The organism is Variovorax sp. 01N429, assembly GCF_056399425.1.
Map to the genome: position 1 here is coordinate 344,856 of NZ_JBFTRG010000005.1, position 15,061 is coordinate 359,916.

At 65.1% G+C, this 15,061-nt stretch carries 11 protein-coding genes; 10 read left to right on the plus strand and 1 reads right to left on the minus strand.

From position 1 onward, the window contains the following. Nucleotides 1–72 precede the first annotated feature (72 nt). Together AC1DSF_RS12130 and AC1DSF_RS12135 are read left to right on the plus strand one after the other, a co-directional pair. Entirely contained in the window at nt 73–2,394 is a 2,322-nt protein-coding gene (locus AC1DSF_RS12130) for an ATP-binding protein (RefSeq protein WP_478182886.1), read from the plus strand. 48 nt (nt 2,395–2,442) lie between these two features. After that, nucleotides 2,443–4,014 (plus strand): S41 family peptidase, encoded by a 1,572-nt coding sequence (locus AC1DSF_RS12135; protein ID WP_478182887.1) that lies wholly within the window; start codon nt 2,443–2,445, stop codon nt 4,012–4,014. On the opposite strand, the gene recQ is transcribed toward AC1DSF_RS12135, so the two are convergent. After that, nucleotides 4,011–5,897, minus strand: coding sequence for a DNA helicase RecQ (gene recQ, locus AC1DSF_RS12140; RefSeq protein WP_478182888.1), 1,887 nt, complete (start codon nt 5,895–5,897; stop codon nt 4,011–4,013). The two genes, AC1DSF_RS12135 and recQ, sit on opposite strands and share 4 nt — an antisense overlap. Before the next feature lie 333 nt (nt 5,898–6,230). Here recQ and AC1DSF_RS12145 point away from each other — a divergent pair, with 333 nt between their 5' ends. From AC1DSF_RS12145 to hutI, 8 genes are all read left to right on the plus strand, one after another. Next, nucleotides 6,231–7,196 (plus strand): ABC transporter substrate-binding protein, encoded by a 966-nt coding sequence (locus AC1DSF_RS12145; RefSeq protein WP_478182889.1) that lies wholly within the window; start codon nt 6,231–6,233, stop codon nt 7,194–7,196. A gap of 28 nt (nt 7,197–7,224) precedes the next feature. Next, nucleotides 7,225–8,067: an ABC transporter permease gene (locus AC1DSF_RS12150; RefSeq protein WP_478128499.1), complete on the plus strand. Its 843-nt coding sequence runs from the start codon at nt 7,225–7,227 to the stop codon at nt 8,065–8,067. Next, complete coding sequence (locus tag AC1DSF_RS12155) at nt 8,067–8,846, plus strand: ABC transporter ATP-binding protein (protein ID WP_478128445.1); 780 nt, start codon at nt 8,067–8,069, stop codon at nt 8,844–8,846. The genes AC1DSF_RS12150 and AC1DSF_RS12155 overlap by 1 nt, the downstream gene beginning before the upstream one ends. A 106-nt stretch (nt 8,847–8,952) precedes the next feature. After that, nucleotides 8,953–9,723: a histidine utilization repressor gene (gene hutC, locus AC1DSF_RS12160; protein WP_478128444.1), complete on the plus strand. Its 771-nt coding sequence runs from the start codon at nt 8,953–8,955 to the stop codon at nt 9,721–9,723. A gap of 58 nt (nt 9,724–9,781) precedes the next feature. Then, on the plus strand, nt 9,782–11,332 hold the full coding sequence (hutH, locus tag AC1DSF_RS12165) for a histidine ammonia-lyase (protein WP_478182890.1): 1,551 nt from the start codon (nt 9,782–9,784) through the stop codon (nt 11,330–11,332). A 146-nt stretch (nt 11,333–11,478) separates the two neighbouring features. After that, on the plus strand, nt 11,479–13,197 hold the full coding sequence (gene hutU, locus AC1DSF_RS12170; RefSeq protein ID WP_478182891.1) for a urocanate hydratase: 1,719 nt from the start codon (nt 11,479–11,481) through the stop codon (nt 13,195–13,197). A gap of 20 nt (nt 13,198–13,217) precedes the next feature. Further along, nucleotides 13,218–13,814, plus strand: a complete 597-nt coding sequence (locus AC1DSF_RS12175; protein ID WP_478182892.1) for a HutD/Ves family protein — start codon at nt 13,218–13,220, stop codon at nt 13,812–13,814. Next, a complete protein-coding gene (gene hutI / locus AC1DSF_RS12180; RefSeq protein ID WP_478182893.1) occupies nt 13,811–15,055 on the plus strand; it encodes an imidazolonepropionase in 1,245 nt (414 codons plus the stop codon). The genes AC1DSF_RS12175 and hutI overlap by 4 nt, the downstream gene beginning before the upstream one ends. Nucleotides 15,056–15,061 lie beyond the last annotated feature (6 nt).

Below are 15,061 nucleotides of genomic sequence, written 5' to 3' on the forward strand. Positions count from 1 at the left end.
CAGGCTTCCCGAAGCCAAAACTCTGCGCTATGGTCGCTCCCAGATTGGTTTCTCCCGGTAGGAGGTTGGTGAATGGTCAAGCGTTCTGGCGTCGATGTAGTGGCTGCGGCTTCCCGCGGCCATGCATTGCCATCGCCCGGACTCAAGGAAGCGCCGGTGCTTGAACTCATGTGTTCGCATTTCGTGCTGACGCTGGCGGCCAAGCAGGGCCCGCGGTTCAACGTTCGCCGCGACCTCAATGGTCTCCTGTCGCTCACCGGTCGGCATCTGGTCTGGCCGACGCCGGTGCTGTTGCGGCTGCGGGAGTTCCTGAGCCGCCGCTGCGCCGGCAACGAGGTCTGGAAAGACGTCGAGAACTTCGATGGCCGGACGCTGCTGGAGCGGCACGGCGTCTGGCGTGGTCCCTATGAGGAGGGCACGCTGTTCTTCTACCTCGACGAATACGCCAAGGACCAGCCCAAGGACTTGCTGGCGGTGCTGTCGGTGACGCGCGACTGGCTCACACACGCATTGCGCAAGCAATCGACGCTGGTCGAGAAGAACATCGACGCACTTGCCGGACTGCTGCAACTCAACAAGGCCGAGCGCGCGCTGCTGCTGTACGGCACCTTGGCGCGTTACCAGCGCGACCTACGATCGTTGCTCGTCGAGTTCAAGGTCAACAACGCGCCCGAAGCCTATGCGGCCATCGCCGAAGTGGCCGGCGTCAACGCGAGCGATGTCGGCGAAGCACTGCGCGCAGGCTCCCGGCTCGAACGCATCGGCCTGGTCGAAAACCTGATCTCGGAACACAACATCACCGACCTCGCCGACCTGATGAAGGTCAGCGAAAAGCTCCCGCCCGTGCTGATGCGCGAATACCGCGATCGCAACGAGTTGATGGCGGTGTTCACGCGGCCGTCCGCCAAGAGCGCGTTGACTGTCCAGGATTTCTCTTTCGTCGACGACGATGCACAGATGCTGGTCACGCTGCTGCGCGCCGCGGTCGCGCGCAAGGAGCCGGGCGTCAATGTTCTGCTCTATGGCCCGCCCGGAACCGGCAAGACCGAACTCGCCAAGGTGGTGGCGCGAGCAGCGGGGCTCGAGCTTTTCGAAGTCGAATACGCAGATCGCGACGGCAATTCGCTGTCGGGCCGTGATCGCTACCGTTCGCTGCAGATCGCGCAAGTGTTCCTGAAGGGCAGCGAGCAGGCTGCGTTGCTGTTCGACGAAGTGGAAGACGTGTTTCCGCCCATCAGCACCGAGGCCGCGCAACTCATGGCGCGCGCCGAGCAGATTCCTTCGCCGACCAGCGGAAGCGTCAGCGGCAAGGCGTGGGTGAATCAGATTCTCGAATCGAATGCCGTGCCCACGCTATGGGTCACCAATCGCATCGAACAGATCGATCCGGCTTTTCGGCGCCGCTTTGCCTATCACCTCGAACTCAAGTCACCGCCGCCGGGCGCGCGCGAGCAATTGGTGCGCAAGACGCTAGAGGGTGTTTCGGTGTCAGACACCTTCACGGCAAAGCTCGCGGCGCGCAAGGGCCTGACGCCTGCGCAGATCCGGACGGCCGTGCGTTTTGCCGAGCTGGCGATGACCGAAGGCGACTCGATCGAGCGCCTCATCGAGCGCCAGTTGAAGAACGCCGACCTCGCGCTCGGTACGCTCGACGGGCTGGGTGCGCGACGCAGCGTCACGACCTATGACCTCGACATGTTGAACGTCGAGACCCGTTTCGAGATCCCGCGCATCGTCGAAGCGCTCAAGGTGCGTGGACACGGAACGCTCTGCTTCTACGGAGCGCCCGGCACCGGCAAGACCGCCTTGGCGGAACACCTTGCGAAAGCGATTGGCCGGCCGCTCATCATCAAGCAGGCCAGCGATTTGATGAGCAAGTACGTCGGCGAGACCGAGCAGAACATGGCCGCGATGTTCAAGGAAGCCGAAGCCGAAAAGGCCATCCTGCTGCTCGACGAGGCCGACAGCTTCCTGCAGGACCGCCGGGGCGCCCAGCGCACTTACGAAGTGACCGAAGTGAACGAAATGCTGCAGGGCATGGAGCGCTTCGATGGCATCTTCGTGTGCACCACCAACCTGCTGGAGCGACTCGATCAGGCGGCCTTGCGGCGCTTCACCTTCAAGATCAAGTTCATGCCGCTGACCAGCGAACAGCGCGAGCAGATGTTCATCACCGAAGCGCTCGCTGGAGACGCCATGCTCATGACGAGCGAAATCAGGACGCGCCTTGCGAAGCTTCAGCAACTCTGCCCGGGCGATTTCGCGGCAGTGAAACGTCAGACGGATATCCTTGCGGTCGAATTTTCAGCGGCCGAGTTTCTCGACCAGCTCGACGCTGAGCATCGAATCAAGCCCGAAGTGCGTGAATCGCGCGGCATGGGCTTCGTTCAGTAAACCAAACAGAAAGACTGCAGCGGGATTCGCCGCGCGGGAGGGCGAACGATGAAGAGTGTCCGTACGTTGGCTGCAGTGCGCTGCGCCACACCCATCGCCGTGTTGGCTGTCGTGGCCATGGTCACCGCGTGCGGGGGCGGCGGGAGCAGCGGGGGCGGAGTCGCGTTGCCGATAGCCTCGGCGCCCGTTGCGACGCCGAGCCAGCCAGTCGTGGCGTCATCCAGCGTCGCCGGACAGTGCGCCGCGCCGCGAATGGGCGTCGACCCCGACACTGGCGCCGCCTTTCCCGATCGCCCCGGGACTGCCGCCACCGAGAAAAGCTGGGTCCGCGCCTGGATCGATGAGACCTACCTGTGGTTTGACGAAGTGCCCACGACCCTCGCGGCGGACGACTACGCAACGCCGATCGCGTATTTCGGCGCGCTCAAGACGCCGAAGCTGACGGCGAGCGGCCACGCCAAGGACCGCTTTCACTTCACCGAAGACACCGCGGACTTTCTCGCGTCGTCGCAGAACGGCATCGAGATCGGCTACGGACTCGAACTGGCGTTCTTGAGCGCCGCGCCGCCCCGCGACCTTCGCGTTGCCTTCACGGAACCGGGCTCGCCGGCGGACCAGTCCGCGATCGCCCGCGGCGCGAAGGTCGTTGCCATCGACGGCATCGACGTCGCCAATGGCGCGGACGTTGCCGGACTCAATGCCGGCCTCAGTCCCATGCACGAAGGCGAGGCGCACAGCTTCACGCTGCGCGCGGCGGATGGCAGCGACCACACCGTGACGCTGACTTCAACGCGAGTCACCCGCACGCCCGTGCAGCATGTGAGCACGATCGCGACCGCCAGCGGCCCGGTCGGCTACATGCTCTTCAATGACCACATGGCGACGGCCGAAGCGGAGCTGATCGCTGCCGTCAACCAATTGAAGGGCGCGGGCATCGCCGATCTCGTGATCGACATGCGCTACAACGGCGGGGGCCTGCTCGACGTCGCGAGCGAACTCGCCTACATGGTTGGGCCCGTCACGGCGACGGCCGGCACCGTATTCGAGCGCCTTCAGTTCAACAGCAAGAACCCCTTCGCGCTCACGCCCGCACAGGCTACGTTGCCGTTTCATTCGACCACGCGGGGCTTCTCGACCACGGCGGGGCAGCCGCTGCCGAAGCTCGGCCTGTCGCGCGTCACCGTGCTGACGGGGCCGGACACCTGCTCTGCAAGCGAGTCGGTGGTCAACAGCCTGCGGGGCGTCGGCGTCACCGTCAATCTGATTGGCGGCACGACCTGCGGCAAGCCCTACGGCTTCTTTCCGCAGGACAACTGCGGCACCACCTACTTCGCCATTCAGTTCCAGGGCGTCAACCAGAAGGGCTTCGGCGACTATGGCGATGGCTTTGCGCCGACTTGCGCAGTGGCGGACGACTTCGACCACGCACTCGGAGATCCGGCGGAAGCCCGTCTTGCTGCGGCCTTGAGCTTTCGCAGCAATGGAGCTTGCCCTGCAGTGGTCGCCAGCAAGATCGATGCTGCGCGCAACAAGGCGGAGGTGGGCGGCACGCCTTATCTGATCCGCTCGCCATCGCGAGAAAACCGGATCGTGAGGCCGAGCGCTGCGAACCCCGGCTAGAACGCCGCGCAGACGCGGAGCACATCCGCGCCGTAGGCTTCGAGCTTCTTGCTGCCGATCCCGCTGATGCCCTGGAGGTCCTCGTGCGTGGCGGGGGCGCGTTCTGCAATGGCTGCGAGCGTCGCGTCGTGAAAGATCACATAGGCCGGCAGGTTGTGCTCGCGCGCCACTTCGCCGCGCCAGGCCTTGAGGGCGGCGAAGCGGGTCTGGGCCTGCGTATCGAGCGTGGCAGCGGCTGGCGATGGGGCGCCGCGAACCGTCTTCTCGCGCCGCGATTTCCGCTCCGCGGGCTGCGACACAGACTCGCGGAGCATGACTTTGATCTCGCCCTTGAGGACAGCGCGTGAGCCGTCGGTGAGTTGCAAGGTGTTGTAGGCCTGCGCATCGACCGAGAGCGCGCCGGTCGCGATCAATTGCCGCAGCACGCCGCGCAATTGCGGCTCCGAGAACTCGTTCCCGATGCCGAAAGTGCTCACGCGTTCGTGCCCGAACTGCTTGACCTTCTCCGTCGCCTTGCCGCGCAGGATGTCCATGATGTGACCGGCGCCGAAGCTGATGCCGCTTTGCTGTTGCACACGGTAGATGGTGGAGAGCAGCTTGCGAGCCGCATCCGTGCCGTCCCACACCTGCGGTGGCGCGATGCAGTTGTCGCAATTCAGGCAGGCGATGCTCTTCTCGCCGAAGTAGCCCAAGAGACGCACACGCCGGCAGTCGCTGGCCTCTGCGAGCGACAGCAACGCATCGAGCTTGCCCCGCATCACCTGCTTGAAGTCTTCGCCCGCGGGGCTTTCGTCGATCATGCGGCGCTGGTTCACCACATCCTGCAAGCCGTAGGCCATCCAGGCGTCGGCCGGTTCGCCGTCGCGCCCTGCGCGGCCGGTCTCCTGGTAGTAGCCCTCGATGTTCTTCGGCATGTCAAGATGTGCGACGAAGCGCACGTCCGGCTTGTCGATGCCCATGCCGAAGGCGATGGTCGCGACCATCACGATGCCTTCGTCGCGCAGAAAGCGGTCCTGGTGCTTCTGGCGGACTGCCGCATCCAGACCCGCGTGATAGGGCAGCGCGTTGATGCCTGCATCGCTCAGAGTCTGGGCCACATCCTCGACGCGCTTGCGGGACTGGCAATAGACGACGCCCGCATCGCCCTCATGCTCGCGCTCGATGAAGCGCAGCAACTGGGTGGTCGCGTCCTTCTTCTCGACGATCGTGTAGCGGATGTTTGGCCGGTCGAAGCTCGATACGAACTGGCGCGCTTCTTCGAGTTGAAGGCGCTCGACAATGTCCGCCCGTGTCAGTGCATCGGCCGTCGCAGTGAGCGCGATGCGCGGCACGCCGGCATAGCGTTCATGCAGCACAGTCAGCGCGCGGTATTCGGGCCGGAAGTCATGGCCCCACTGGCTGACGCAATGCGCCTCGTCGATGGCGAACAGCGAGAGCTTGCCGCGCTCATGCAGCGAATCGAGCTGGGACAGGAAGCGCGGCGTCGTCACGCGCTCGGGCGCAGCGTAGAGCAGAGTGATTTCGCCCCGCAGCATGCGGCGCTCGACGTCCTGGGTCTGCTCCCAATCCAAGGTGGAATTGAGAAACGCCGCATCGACCCCTGCTTCGTGCAGCGCACCGACCTGATCGTGCATGAGCGCGATGAGCGGCGACACCACGACCGCAACGCCATGGCCGCAGCGTTGGCGCGCAATAGCCGGGATCTGGTAGCAGAGCGACTTTCCGCCGCCCGTTGGCATCAGCACGAGGGCGTCGCCGCCGTCGGTGACGTGATGCACGATCTCCTGCTGAGGTCCGCGAAACTGCGCGTAGCCGAAGACCTCGTGAAGGATCAGTTCCGGCGCGGTGGCGGTTGCAGGGGATTCGGAGGGTGAAGCGGACAAGGCGGCTTTGATTCTGGTGGGTGCTGGAACGAGCACGCGCACCTCCCGTGCGCGTGAGCGCCATTGTCTCCCATGGCCTTCCGCAGGCTGGCACAGGCTTTGCAAACCACCATCTTGTTCGTTGCTTTGTGACCTGTCTAGACAGCTTTTGGTGCGCCGAAATGTATCTGTTGCACTGCAAAGGGGCAGACGGCTCTTGATCTGGGTCGCAGTCTCGGGTTAACCTGTATATACAGGTGCATCGCAGCGAAAGAAACTCGGCCTCCTGCTGGGATCGGCACCTATGGCGTTCCAGCGAGCCGAACTTTTTTGAAACGCAACAGGAGAACCTTGATGGTCAAGTCGGTCGGAAAAATCGCCTCGCTGGTCGCGGCAATGGGGTGCATCGCAGGCATGGCGGCAAATGCCAGCGCGGAGGAAACCAAGATCGTGCTCGGCATGTCCGGCTGGACCGGCTTCGCGCCGCTCACGCTGGCAGACAAGGCAGGCATCTTCAAGAAGAACGGGCTGGACGTCGAACTGCGCATGATTCCGCAGAAGGACCGCCACCTGGCGGTGGCTTCGGGCGCCGTGCAGTGCGCCGCCACCACGGTCGAGACGCATGTGGCATGGAACGCCAACGGCGTGCCGATCGTGCAGATCTTCCAAATGGACAAGTCCTACGGCGCCGACGGCATCGCCGTGCGCAATGACGTCAAGACCTTCGCGGACCTGAAGGGCAAGGCAGTCGGCGTCAGCGCGCCGGGCACCTCGCCTTACTTCGGTCTGGCCTGGATGCTCAACAAGAACGGCATGACCATGAAGGATGTGAAGCTGGTCTCGCTGGAGCCGCAACCTGCCGCGCAGGCCTTCGTCTCCGGTCAGAACGACGCCGCGATGACCTACGAGCCGTATCTCTCGACCGTGCGCTCCAATCCGGCCGCCGGCAAGATCCTGGCGACGACGCTCGACTACCCCATGGTGATGGACACGGTCGGCTGCACGCCGACCTGGCTCAAGTCCAACGCCAAGGCTGCGCAGGCGCTGACCAATTCGTACTTCGAAGCGCTGGAGATGATCAAGAACGATCCGGCCAAATCGAACGAGATCATGGGCGCCGCGGTCAAGCAGTCGGGCGAACAGTTCGCGAAATCATCTGCCTACCTGCGCTGGTCCGACAAGGCGGCCAACCAGAAATTCTTTGCGAACGACATCGTGCCCTTCATGAAAGATGCGCAGGTGATCCTGCTGGAGTCCGGCGTGATCCGCAAGGCGCCTGACGACCTGAACGCCATCGTCGACACCAGCTTCATCAAGTAAGAGCGACACCATGGACGCGACGCCTGTCATGAACTCATCCAAGCCGGTGATGCCCGCAGGAGCGGTCGCGTCGGTGGCGCCTCGCCGGCGCCGCGCGCTAGCCCCGCTCGAACCCGTCAGCGCGCGCGCCCGATGGCTCCTTGGGCTGGGCTTCTTCGTGGTCTTCGTGGTGGTCTGGAGCTTCTTTACGCTCGGCGGATTCGTCTCGCCGACCTTCCTCGCGAGCCCCATCACGATGCTCAAGGAGGGCGTGCAGCTCTTCACCCAATACGACTTCAGCCACGACATCGCGATGACGGTCTGGCGCGTGCTCGGCGGCTTCGTGCTGGCTTCGATCGTCGCGGTGCCGCTCGGCATCGCGATGGGCACCTGGAAGAGTGTCGAAGCGTTCTTCGAGCCCTTCGTGTCCTTTTGCCGCTACCTGCCGGCCTCTGCGTTCATTCCGCTGCTGATTCTCTGGGCGGGCATCGGCGAAGCGCAGAAGCTGCTGGTGATCTTCATCGGCTCGGTGTTCCAGGTCACGCTGATGGTGGCCGTCACGGTGGGCAGCGCACGACGCGATCTGGTCGAGGCGGCCTACACGCTGGGCGCCAACAGCCGCGGCATCGTGCTGCGGGTGCTCATCCCGGGCGCGGCGCCGGGCATTGCAGAGACGCTGCGCCTCGTGCTGGGCTGGGCCTGGACCTACGTGATCGTCGCCGAGCTGATCGGTTCGTCTTCAGGCATCGGCCACATGATCACGGACAGCCAGGCACTGCTGAACACGGGGCAGATCATCTTCGGGATCATCGTCATCGGCGTGATCGGGTTGATTTCCGACCTGGCCTTCAAGGCGCTGAACCGTCGCCTCTTCGCATGGAGCACCCTGTGATGAACCAGCTTTCCATTCGCGGTGTCTCGCGCACCTTCACCGGCACGCGCGGCCAGAAGACGCAGGCGCTGCTGCCGATCGACTTCGAAGTGCGCGAGAACGATTTCGTCACCATTCTCGGCCCGTCGGGCTGCGGCAAATCGACGCTGCTGCGCATCGTCGCGGGCCTCGACTATCCGACCGAAGGCCGAGTGCTGCTGGACGGACAGACCATCGAAGGACCGGGCGCCGATCGCGGCGTGGTGTTCCAGAGTTACACGCTCTTTCCGTGGCTGACGATTGCGCAGAACATCCGCTTCGGCCTGCGCGAACGTGGCATGAGCGAGGCCGATCAAAAGGAGCGCAGCGACTTCTTCATCGCCAAGGTCGGCCTGCGCGGCTTCGAGAACCACTTTCCGAAGCAACTGTCGGGCGGCATGCAGCAACGCACCGCCATCGCGCGTGCGCTCGCCAACGATCCGAAGATGCTGCTGCTCGACGAGCCTTTCGGCGCGCTGGACAACCAGACCCGTGTGCTCATGCAGGAACTGCTGCTCGGCATCTGGGAGTCGGCGCGCAAGACAGTGCTCTTCGTCACGCACGACATCGATGAGGCGATTTTCATGGCCAACCGCGTGGCGGTGTTCAGCGCGCGGCCCGGCCGCATCAAGACCGAGATCGCCGTCGACTTTCCGCATCCTCGCCACTACACCGTCAAGACCTCGCCCGAGTTCATGGAGATCAAGGCGCGCCTCACCGAAGAGATTCGCGCGGAATCCATGGCTGCAGCCGCATCATGAACCACCCCCAGGCTTCGCGCACTTCGTGTCGCTTCTCCCACCCCCTTGCAGGGGGCAACACCAGCGGCCCGGCGAAGCCGGTTCCGCGGTGTTTCGCGGAGGCGCTATGACGGCTGCCGCGCTTCGCAAATCTGGTTCGCCCGGCCCGGCGCTGCCTGCAATGGCACTCTACGAGCAGGTCAAGGCGTTCATCACGCACAAGATTCAGGACGGCTCCTGGGCTGCGGGGCACCGCCTGCCATCTGAAAGCGAACTCGTCGCGCAGTTTGGCGTGGCGCGCATGACGGTCAATCGGGCGCTGCGCGAATTGGTGGAGCAGGGCCGCATCGTGCGTGTTGCCGGCGTGGGCAGTTTCGTCGCCGAGAACAAGCCGCAGTCGACGCTGCTGCAGATCGCCAACATTGCCAGCGAGATCCGCGCGCGCGGCCACGACTACCGCTGCGAGTTCCTGGTGGCGGAGCGCATCGCGGCGTCGCCGGACGCCGCAGTGTGGCTCGACCTGCGCCCCGGCGAATCGGTCTTCCACACCGTGTGCCTGCATCTCGAAAACGACATTCCGGTCCAGCTCGAGGATCGCTACGTCAATCCGCGCGTGGTTCCCAACTTTCTCGAGCAGGATTTCGGCGCGATCCCGCCGAGCGAATTCCTGGTGCGCAACGTGCCGTTCGACCAGATCGAGCATGTCGTCGATGCCGTGCTGCCGACGCCGGAGCAAGCCGAGCGGCTGGCCATGGCAGGCACCGATCCATGCCTCTTGCTCACACGGCGTACGTGGACACGCACGACGCCCGTGACCTTGGTCCGCTGTCTGCACCCGGCTTCACGCTACCGTCTCGGCAGCCGCTTTCGCGCCGACGGCAATCCGAGCATCGGCTAGGTCGCGTCCGTTCGTCTCACATCTTTTGACGCCCCTACTTGTATAGACAGGATCCTTCATGGACAACGCTTCTCTCACCCCAGCGCCGCTCATGCTCACGCCCGGCGAGGTCGATCTCGCCACGCTGCGCCGCGTGTACGCCGGTGGCGAACGACTGGCGCTGCATTCGTCGGCCCGCGCGGGATTGGTGGCCGCACAAGCCACGGTGCGCAAGATTGTCGAATCCGGGGACGTGGTCTACGGCATCAACACCGGTTTCGGAAAGCTGGCGCAAACCATCATCCCCACCGAGCGGCTCGCGGAGTTGCAGCGCAATCTGGTGCTTTCGCACAGTGCCGGCACGGGCGATCCGCTGCCCGCGGGCGTGGTTCGGCTTGTGCTCGCAACCAAAGCCGTGAGCCTGGCGCGCGGCCATTCGGGCGTGCGGCCTGAAATCGTGAATGCGCTGCTCGGCCTGTGCAATGCGGGCCTGCTGCCGCGCATTCCCTCGAAGGGCTCGGTTGGCGCATCGGGCGACCTCGCGCCGCTCGCGCACCTCGCCTGCGTGCTCATCGGCGAGGGGGAAGTCACGACGCCTGAAGGCGATGTGATCGGCGGCGCCGATGCGCTCGGCCGCATCGGCATTGCACCCTTCGTGCTTGGACCCAAGGAAGGGCTCGCGCTGCTCAACGGCACGCAGGTCTCGACCGCGCTCGCATTGGCCGGCCTCTTCGGTGCGGAGGACGTCTTCGCCGCGGGAATGATGGCTGGCGCGCTTTCGCTCGAGGCCATTCAAGGATCGATCAAGCCGTTCGATGCGCGCATTCACGCGGCACGCGGCCAGCCCGGACAGATCGCAGTGGCTGGCGCAATGCGCGCCCTGCTCGATGGCAGCGAGATCGTGCCTTCGCACGCCGACTGCGGTCGCGTGCAGGATCCGTATTCGATTCGCTGCGTGCCGCAGGTCATGGGTGCGTGCCTCGATAACCTGGCGCATGCTGCGCGCGTGCTGCGCATCGAAGCCAATGCGGCATCCGACAACCCGCTGGTCTTTGACAACGGAGACGTGATCTCCGGAGGCAACTTTCACGCGGAGCCTGTCGCTTTCGCGGCCGACATCATCGCGCTCGCGGTGAGCGAAATCGGCGCGATCTCGGAGCGCCGCATGGCGCTGCTGCTCGACAGCGGCCTGTCGGGCCTGCCGCCGTTCCTGGTGCGCGATGGCGGCGTCAACTCCGGCTTCATGATTGCGCAGGTCACCGCCGCTGCGCTCGCGTCGGAGAACAAGTCACTCGCGCATCCGGCCAGCGTCGACAGCCTGCCGACTTCGGCCAATCAGGAAGACCACGTCTCGATGGCCACGTTCGCGGGGCGGCGCCTTGCAGAGATGGTCGAGAACACGGCGGTCGTGGTGGGCATCGAGGCCATGGCCGCCGCCCAAGGCATCGAACTCAAGCGTGGCTCTAAGAGCTCACCGCTCCTCGAAGCCGAGTTCGCCGCCATCCGCGAGCGCGTCGCCTTCATCGACCAGGACCGTTTCCTCGCCCCTTCCATCGAAGCGATGCGTATCTGGGCGCGACAGGGCCAGTGGCCCAAGGCAGTGCAGTCCATCCTGCCAAGCCAGCAATGAAGCTCACCCCCAGCCTCGCCCACTTCGTGTGGCTCGGGCACCCCCTCTCCGGGGGCAACCCCAGCCGCCCGGCAAAGCCGGTTCTGCGGGGTTTCTGAACTGCCAGATTTAACGATTCCGTTCCGACACCGAAAGGACACTTCGCCATGAATGCACCCGACAAATTCCTCGCTGCCAAGACCGATCCGCGCCACGATGCGAGCCGCGTGATTCGCGCGCCGCGCGGCAGCACGCTCAGCTGCAAGAGCTGGCTCACCGAGGCGCCGTTTCGCATGCTGCAGAACAACCTCGACCCGGAGGTGGCGGAGCGCCCGCAGGACCTCGTGGTGTATGGCGGCATCGGCCGCGCGGCGCGCGACTGGGCCTGCTTCGACCAGATCCTCGCGTCGCTCAAGGAACTGAACGACGACGAGACGCTGCTCATCCAGTCGGGCAAGCCGGTGGGCGTCTTCAAGACGCACGAGAACGCACCGCGGGTGCTGCTCGCCAATTCGAACCTGGTGCCGAAGTGGGCGACGTGGGAGCACTTCAGCGAGCTCGATCGCAAGGGCCTGATGATGTACGGCCAGATGACTGCCGGCAGCTGGATCTACATCGGCAGCCAGGGCATCGTGCAAGGCACCTTCGAGACCTTTGTCGAAGCGGGCCGCCAGCATTACGACAACGACCTCACCGGCAAGTGGATTCTCACGGCCGGCCTCGGCGGCATGGGCGGCGCGCAGCCTCTGGCCGCGACGCTTGCGGGTGCGGTCTCTCTCAACATCGAGTGCCAGCAATCGAGCATCGACTTCCGCCTGCGCACGCGCTATCTCGACAAGCAGGCAAAGGACATCGACGACGCCCTGGCGCTCATCAAGCAGCACACCGAAGCCGGCGAAGCCGTGTCGATCGGCCTGCTAGGCAATGCAGCCGATGTGCTCCCGGAGCTGGTGAAGCGCGCCAAGGCAGGCGGAATCAAGCCCGACCTCGTGACTGACCAGACGTCCGCGCACGACCTCGCCAGCGGCTACCTGCCGATGGGTTGGACACTCGCGCAATGGGAGGCTGCCAAGGCCGATCCGACGCAGCATCCGACCTTGCGCAAAGCCGCCGCCAAATCCTGCGCGGTGCACGTGCAGGCGATGCTCGACTTCCAGGCGATGGGCATTCCGACGGTCGACTACGGCAACAACATCCGCCAGGTCGCCTTCGATGAAGGCGTGAAGAACGCTTTCGACTTTCCTGGCTTCGTGCCGGCGTACATCCGGCCGCTGTTCTGCGAAGGCAAGGGCCCGTTCCGCTGGGTGGCGCTCTCGGGCGACCCCGAGGACATCTACAAGACCGACGCCAAGATCAAGGAGCTGTTCCCCGACAACAAGCACACGCATCGCTGGCTGGACATGGCGCGCGACCGCATTGCCTTCCAGGGCTTGCCGGCGCGCATCTGCTGGCTCGGCCTGGGCGAGCGCCACAAGGCGGGTTTGGCGTTCAACGAGATGGTGAAGAGCGGCGAGCTCAAGGGCCCTGTCGTGATCGGCCGTGACCACCTCGACACCGGCTCCGTTGCCAGCCCCAACCGCGAAACGGAATCGATGAAGGACGGCACCGATGCCGTGTCCGACTGGCCGCTGCTCAACGCGCTGCTGAACACCGCCGGCGGCGCGACCTGGGTCAGCCTGCATCACGGCGGCGGTGTCGGCATGGGCTATTCGCAGCACTCGGGCGTGGTCATCGTCTGCGACGGGACCGACGCGGCTGCCAAGCGTATCGAACGCGTGCTCTTCAACGACCCGGCCACCGGCGTGATGCGCCATGCCGATGCGGGCTACGACATCGCCGTCGCGACAGCGAAGAAGCAGGGGCTGAACCTGCCGATGATCAAGTAGGCGCAGCAGTCGGTCGCAACGTGGCACTGCACAGATTCGACATGGGCTCGCTGCCCGCAATGCCGTGGAAGAACGGCGGCGGGGTGACGCGAGAGATCGTGTGCTCGCCGCCGGGCGCCGGAATCGAAGGTTTCGACTGGCGAGTGAGCATCGCAACCATCGACAAGACCGGGCCGTTCTCGGCGTTCGCCGATGTGGACCGCGTGATCATGCTGCTGGACGGTGCTGGAGTGCGCCTTCGCTCGGCGGACGGCCGCATCGACCATCGGCTCGACGTGCCGCACGCGCCATTCGCTTTTTCCGGAGACGCGGTGCTGGATTGCGAATTGCTCGGCGGAAGCTCCACCGACTTCAACGCGATGACGCGTCGCGGCAAGCTGCGGGCGGACGTCCGCGTGCTGCACGAGAGCGGCGGCATCGCGCTTGCGGAGCGAGGGCTGCTGCTGGTGCTGCGCGGGAACTGGCGATTGAACGAAATCGATTGCGCGGCCGGCACCGGGTTCTGGTGGGACGGTGATGCGCATGAATGGCGAGCGGCCTCAGGCGACGCTGACGCCGCGCTGGTCGCGGTGCGCATCGGGCCGACAAACACAAGCTCAAGCGAACAAACACCGTGAACCACCTCGAACTCCCTTCGGCCGATGGCGTCTGGCACCGCCTCCGCATCGCGCCGGGCGCGCTCGCTGATGACAGCTCGATCGATGGTGAAGCGGCCATCGTGGTAGCCGCTGGAAACATCGCCTGGATCGGCCGCCCGAGCGATTTGCCGCACGCATACGTTGGCTTGCCGCGCTTTGATGGGCACGACGCGCTGGTCACGCCCGGACTCATCGACTGCCATACGCATCTCGTCTACGGCGGACAGCGCGCGAACGAGTTCGCGATGCGTCTGGCCGGCGCCACCTATGAAGAAGTCGCGAAGGCCGGCGGCGGCATCGTCTCCTCCGTTCGCGCCACGCGTGACGCGGACGAAGACACGCTCTATGCCCAAGCGGCGCCGCGTCTTGAGCAACTGCTCGCCGATGGTGTCTGCGCGATCGAGATCAAGTCCGGCTATGGCCTCGCGACCGAACACGAGCGCAAGCAACTGCGGGTCGCGCGGCGCCTCGGCGAGGCATACGGCGTCACCGTGCGCACCACCTTTCTCGGCGCGCACGCACTACCGCCGGAGTACGAAGGGCGCAGCGCCGATTACGTCGAACTCGTCTGCAATGAGATGCTGCCTGCGTTGGCTGCGGAAGGGCTTGTCGATGCGGTGGATGTGTTCTGCGAGCGCATCGCCTTTTCGCTGGTGGAGACCGAGCGCGTGTTCAAGGCGGCCAAGGCGCTGGGGCTGCCGGTCAAGCTGCATGCGGAGCAACTGTCCGACATGGGCGGCGCCGCGTTGGCAGCCCGCTATGGCGCGCTCTCCTGCGATCACATCGAACATCTCTCCGCCGAAGGCATCGCGGCGATGCGAGAGGCGGGCACCGTGGCCGTGCTGCTCCCCGGCGCCTTCTACACCTTGCGCGATACGCATCTGCCGCCGATCGATGCGCTGCGCGCAGCGGGCGTGCCGATGGCGGTGTCCACCGATCACAACCCGGGCACATCGCCTGCGCTCAGTCTGCTGCTGATGGTGAACATGGCCTGCACGCTTTTTCGCCTGACCGTACCCGAGGCGATCGCAGGCGTGACCCGGCATGCGGCGCGCGCGCTGGGCCTGCAAGACACGCATGGTGCGTTGGCCGTTGGCCGACCGGCCAACTTCGTTTCGTGGCGGCTTCGCGAGAGCGCCGAACTGGCTTACTGGTTCGGCCAGCAGCCCGCTCGCACCATCGTGCGCCAAGGGCGAATTGCGTCCGGACATTCACGCTGAAGGGCC

Excerpts from the sequence above, each read along its gene's own strand:
- AC1DSF_RS12145 (WP_478182889.1), top strand. The coding sequence starts at position 6,231 with ATGGTCAAGTCGGTCGGAAAAATCGCCTCGCTGGTCGCGGCAATGGGG.
- AC1DSF_RS12150 (WP_478128499.1), top strand. The coding sequence starts at position 7,225 with ATGAACTCATCCAAGCCGGTGATGCCCGCAGGAGCGGTCGCGTCGGTG.
- AC1DSF_RS12130 (WP_478182886.1), top strand. The coding sequence starts at position 73 with ATGGTCAAGCGTTCTGGCGTCGATGTAGTGGCTGCGGCTTCCCGCGGC.
- AC1DSF_RS12155 (WP_478128445.1), top strand. The coding sequence starts at position 8,067 with ATGAACCAGCTTTCCATTCGCGGTGTCTCGCGCACCTTCACCGGCACG.
- hutU (WP_478182891.1), top strand. The coding sequence starts at position 11,479 with ATGAATGCACCCGACAAATTCCTCGCTGCCAAGACCGATCCGCGCCAC.
- hutH (WP_478182890.1), top strand. The coding sequence starts at position 9,782 with ATGGACAACGCTTCTCTCACCCCAGCGCCGCTCATGCTCACGCCCGGC.
- hutC (WP_478128444.1), top strand. The coding sequence starts at position 8,953 with ATGACGGCTGCCGCGCTTCGCAAATCTGGTTCGCCCGGCCCGGCGCTG.
- AC1DSF_RS12135 (WP_478182887.1), top strand. The coding sequence starts at position 2,443 with ATGAAGAGTGTCCGTACGTTGGCTGCAGTGCGCTGCGCCACACCCATC.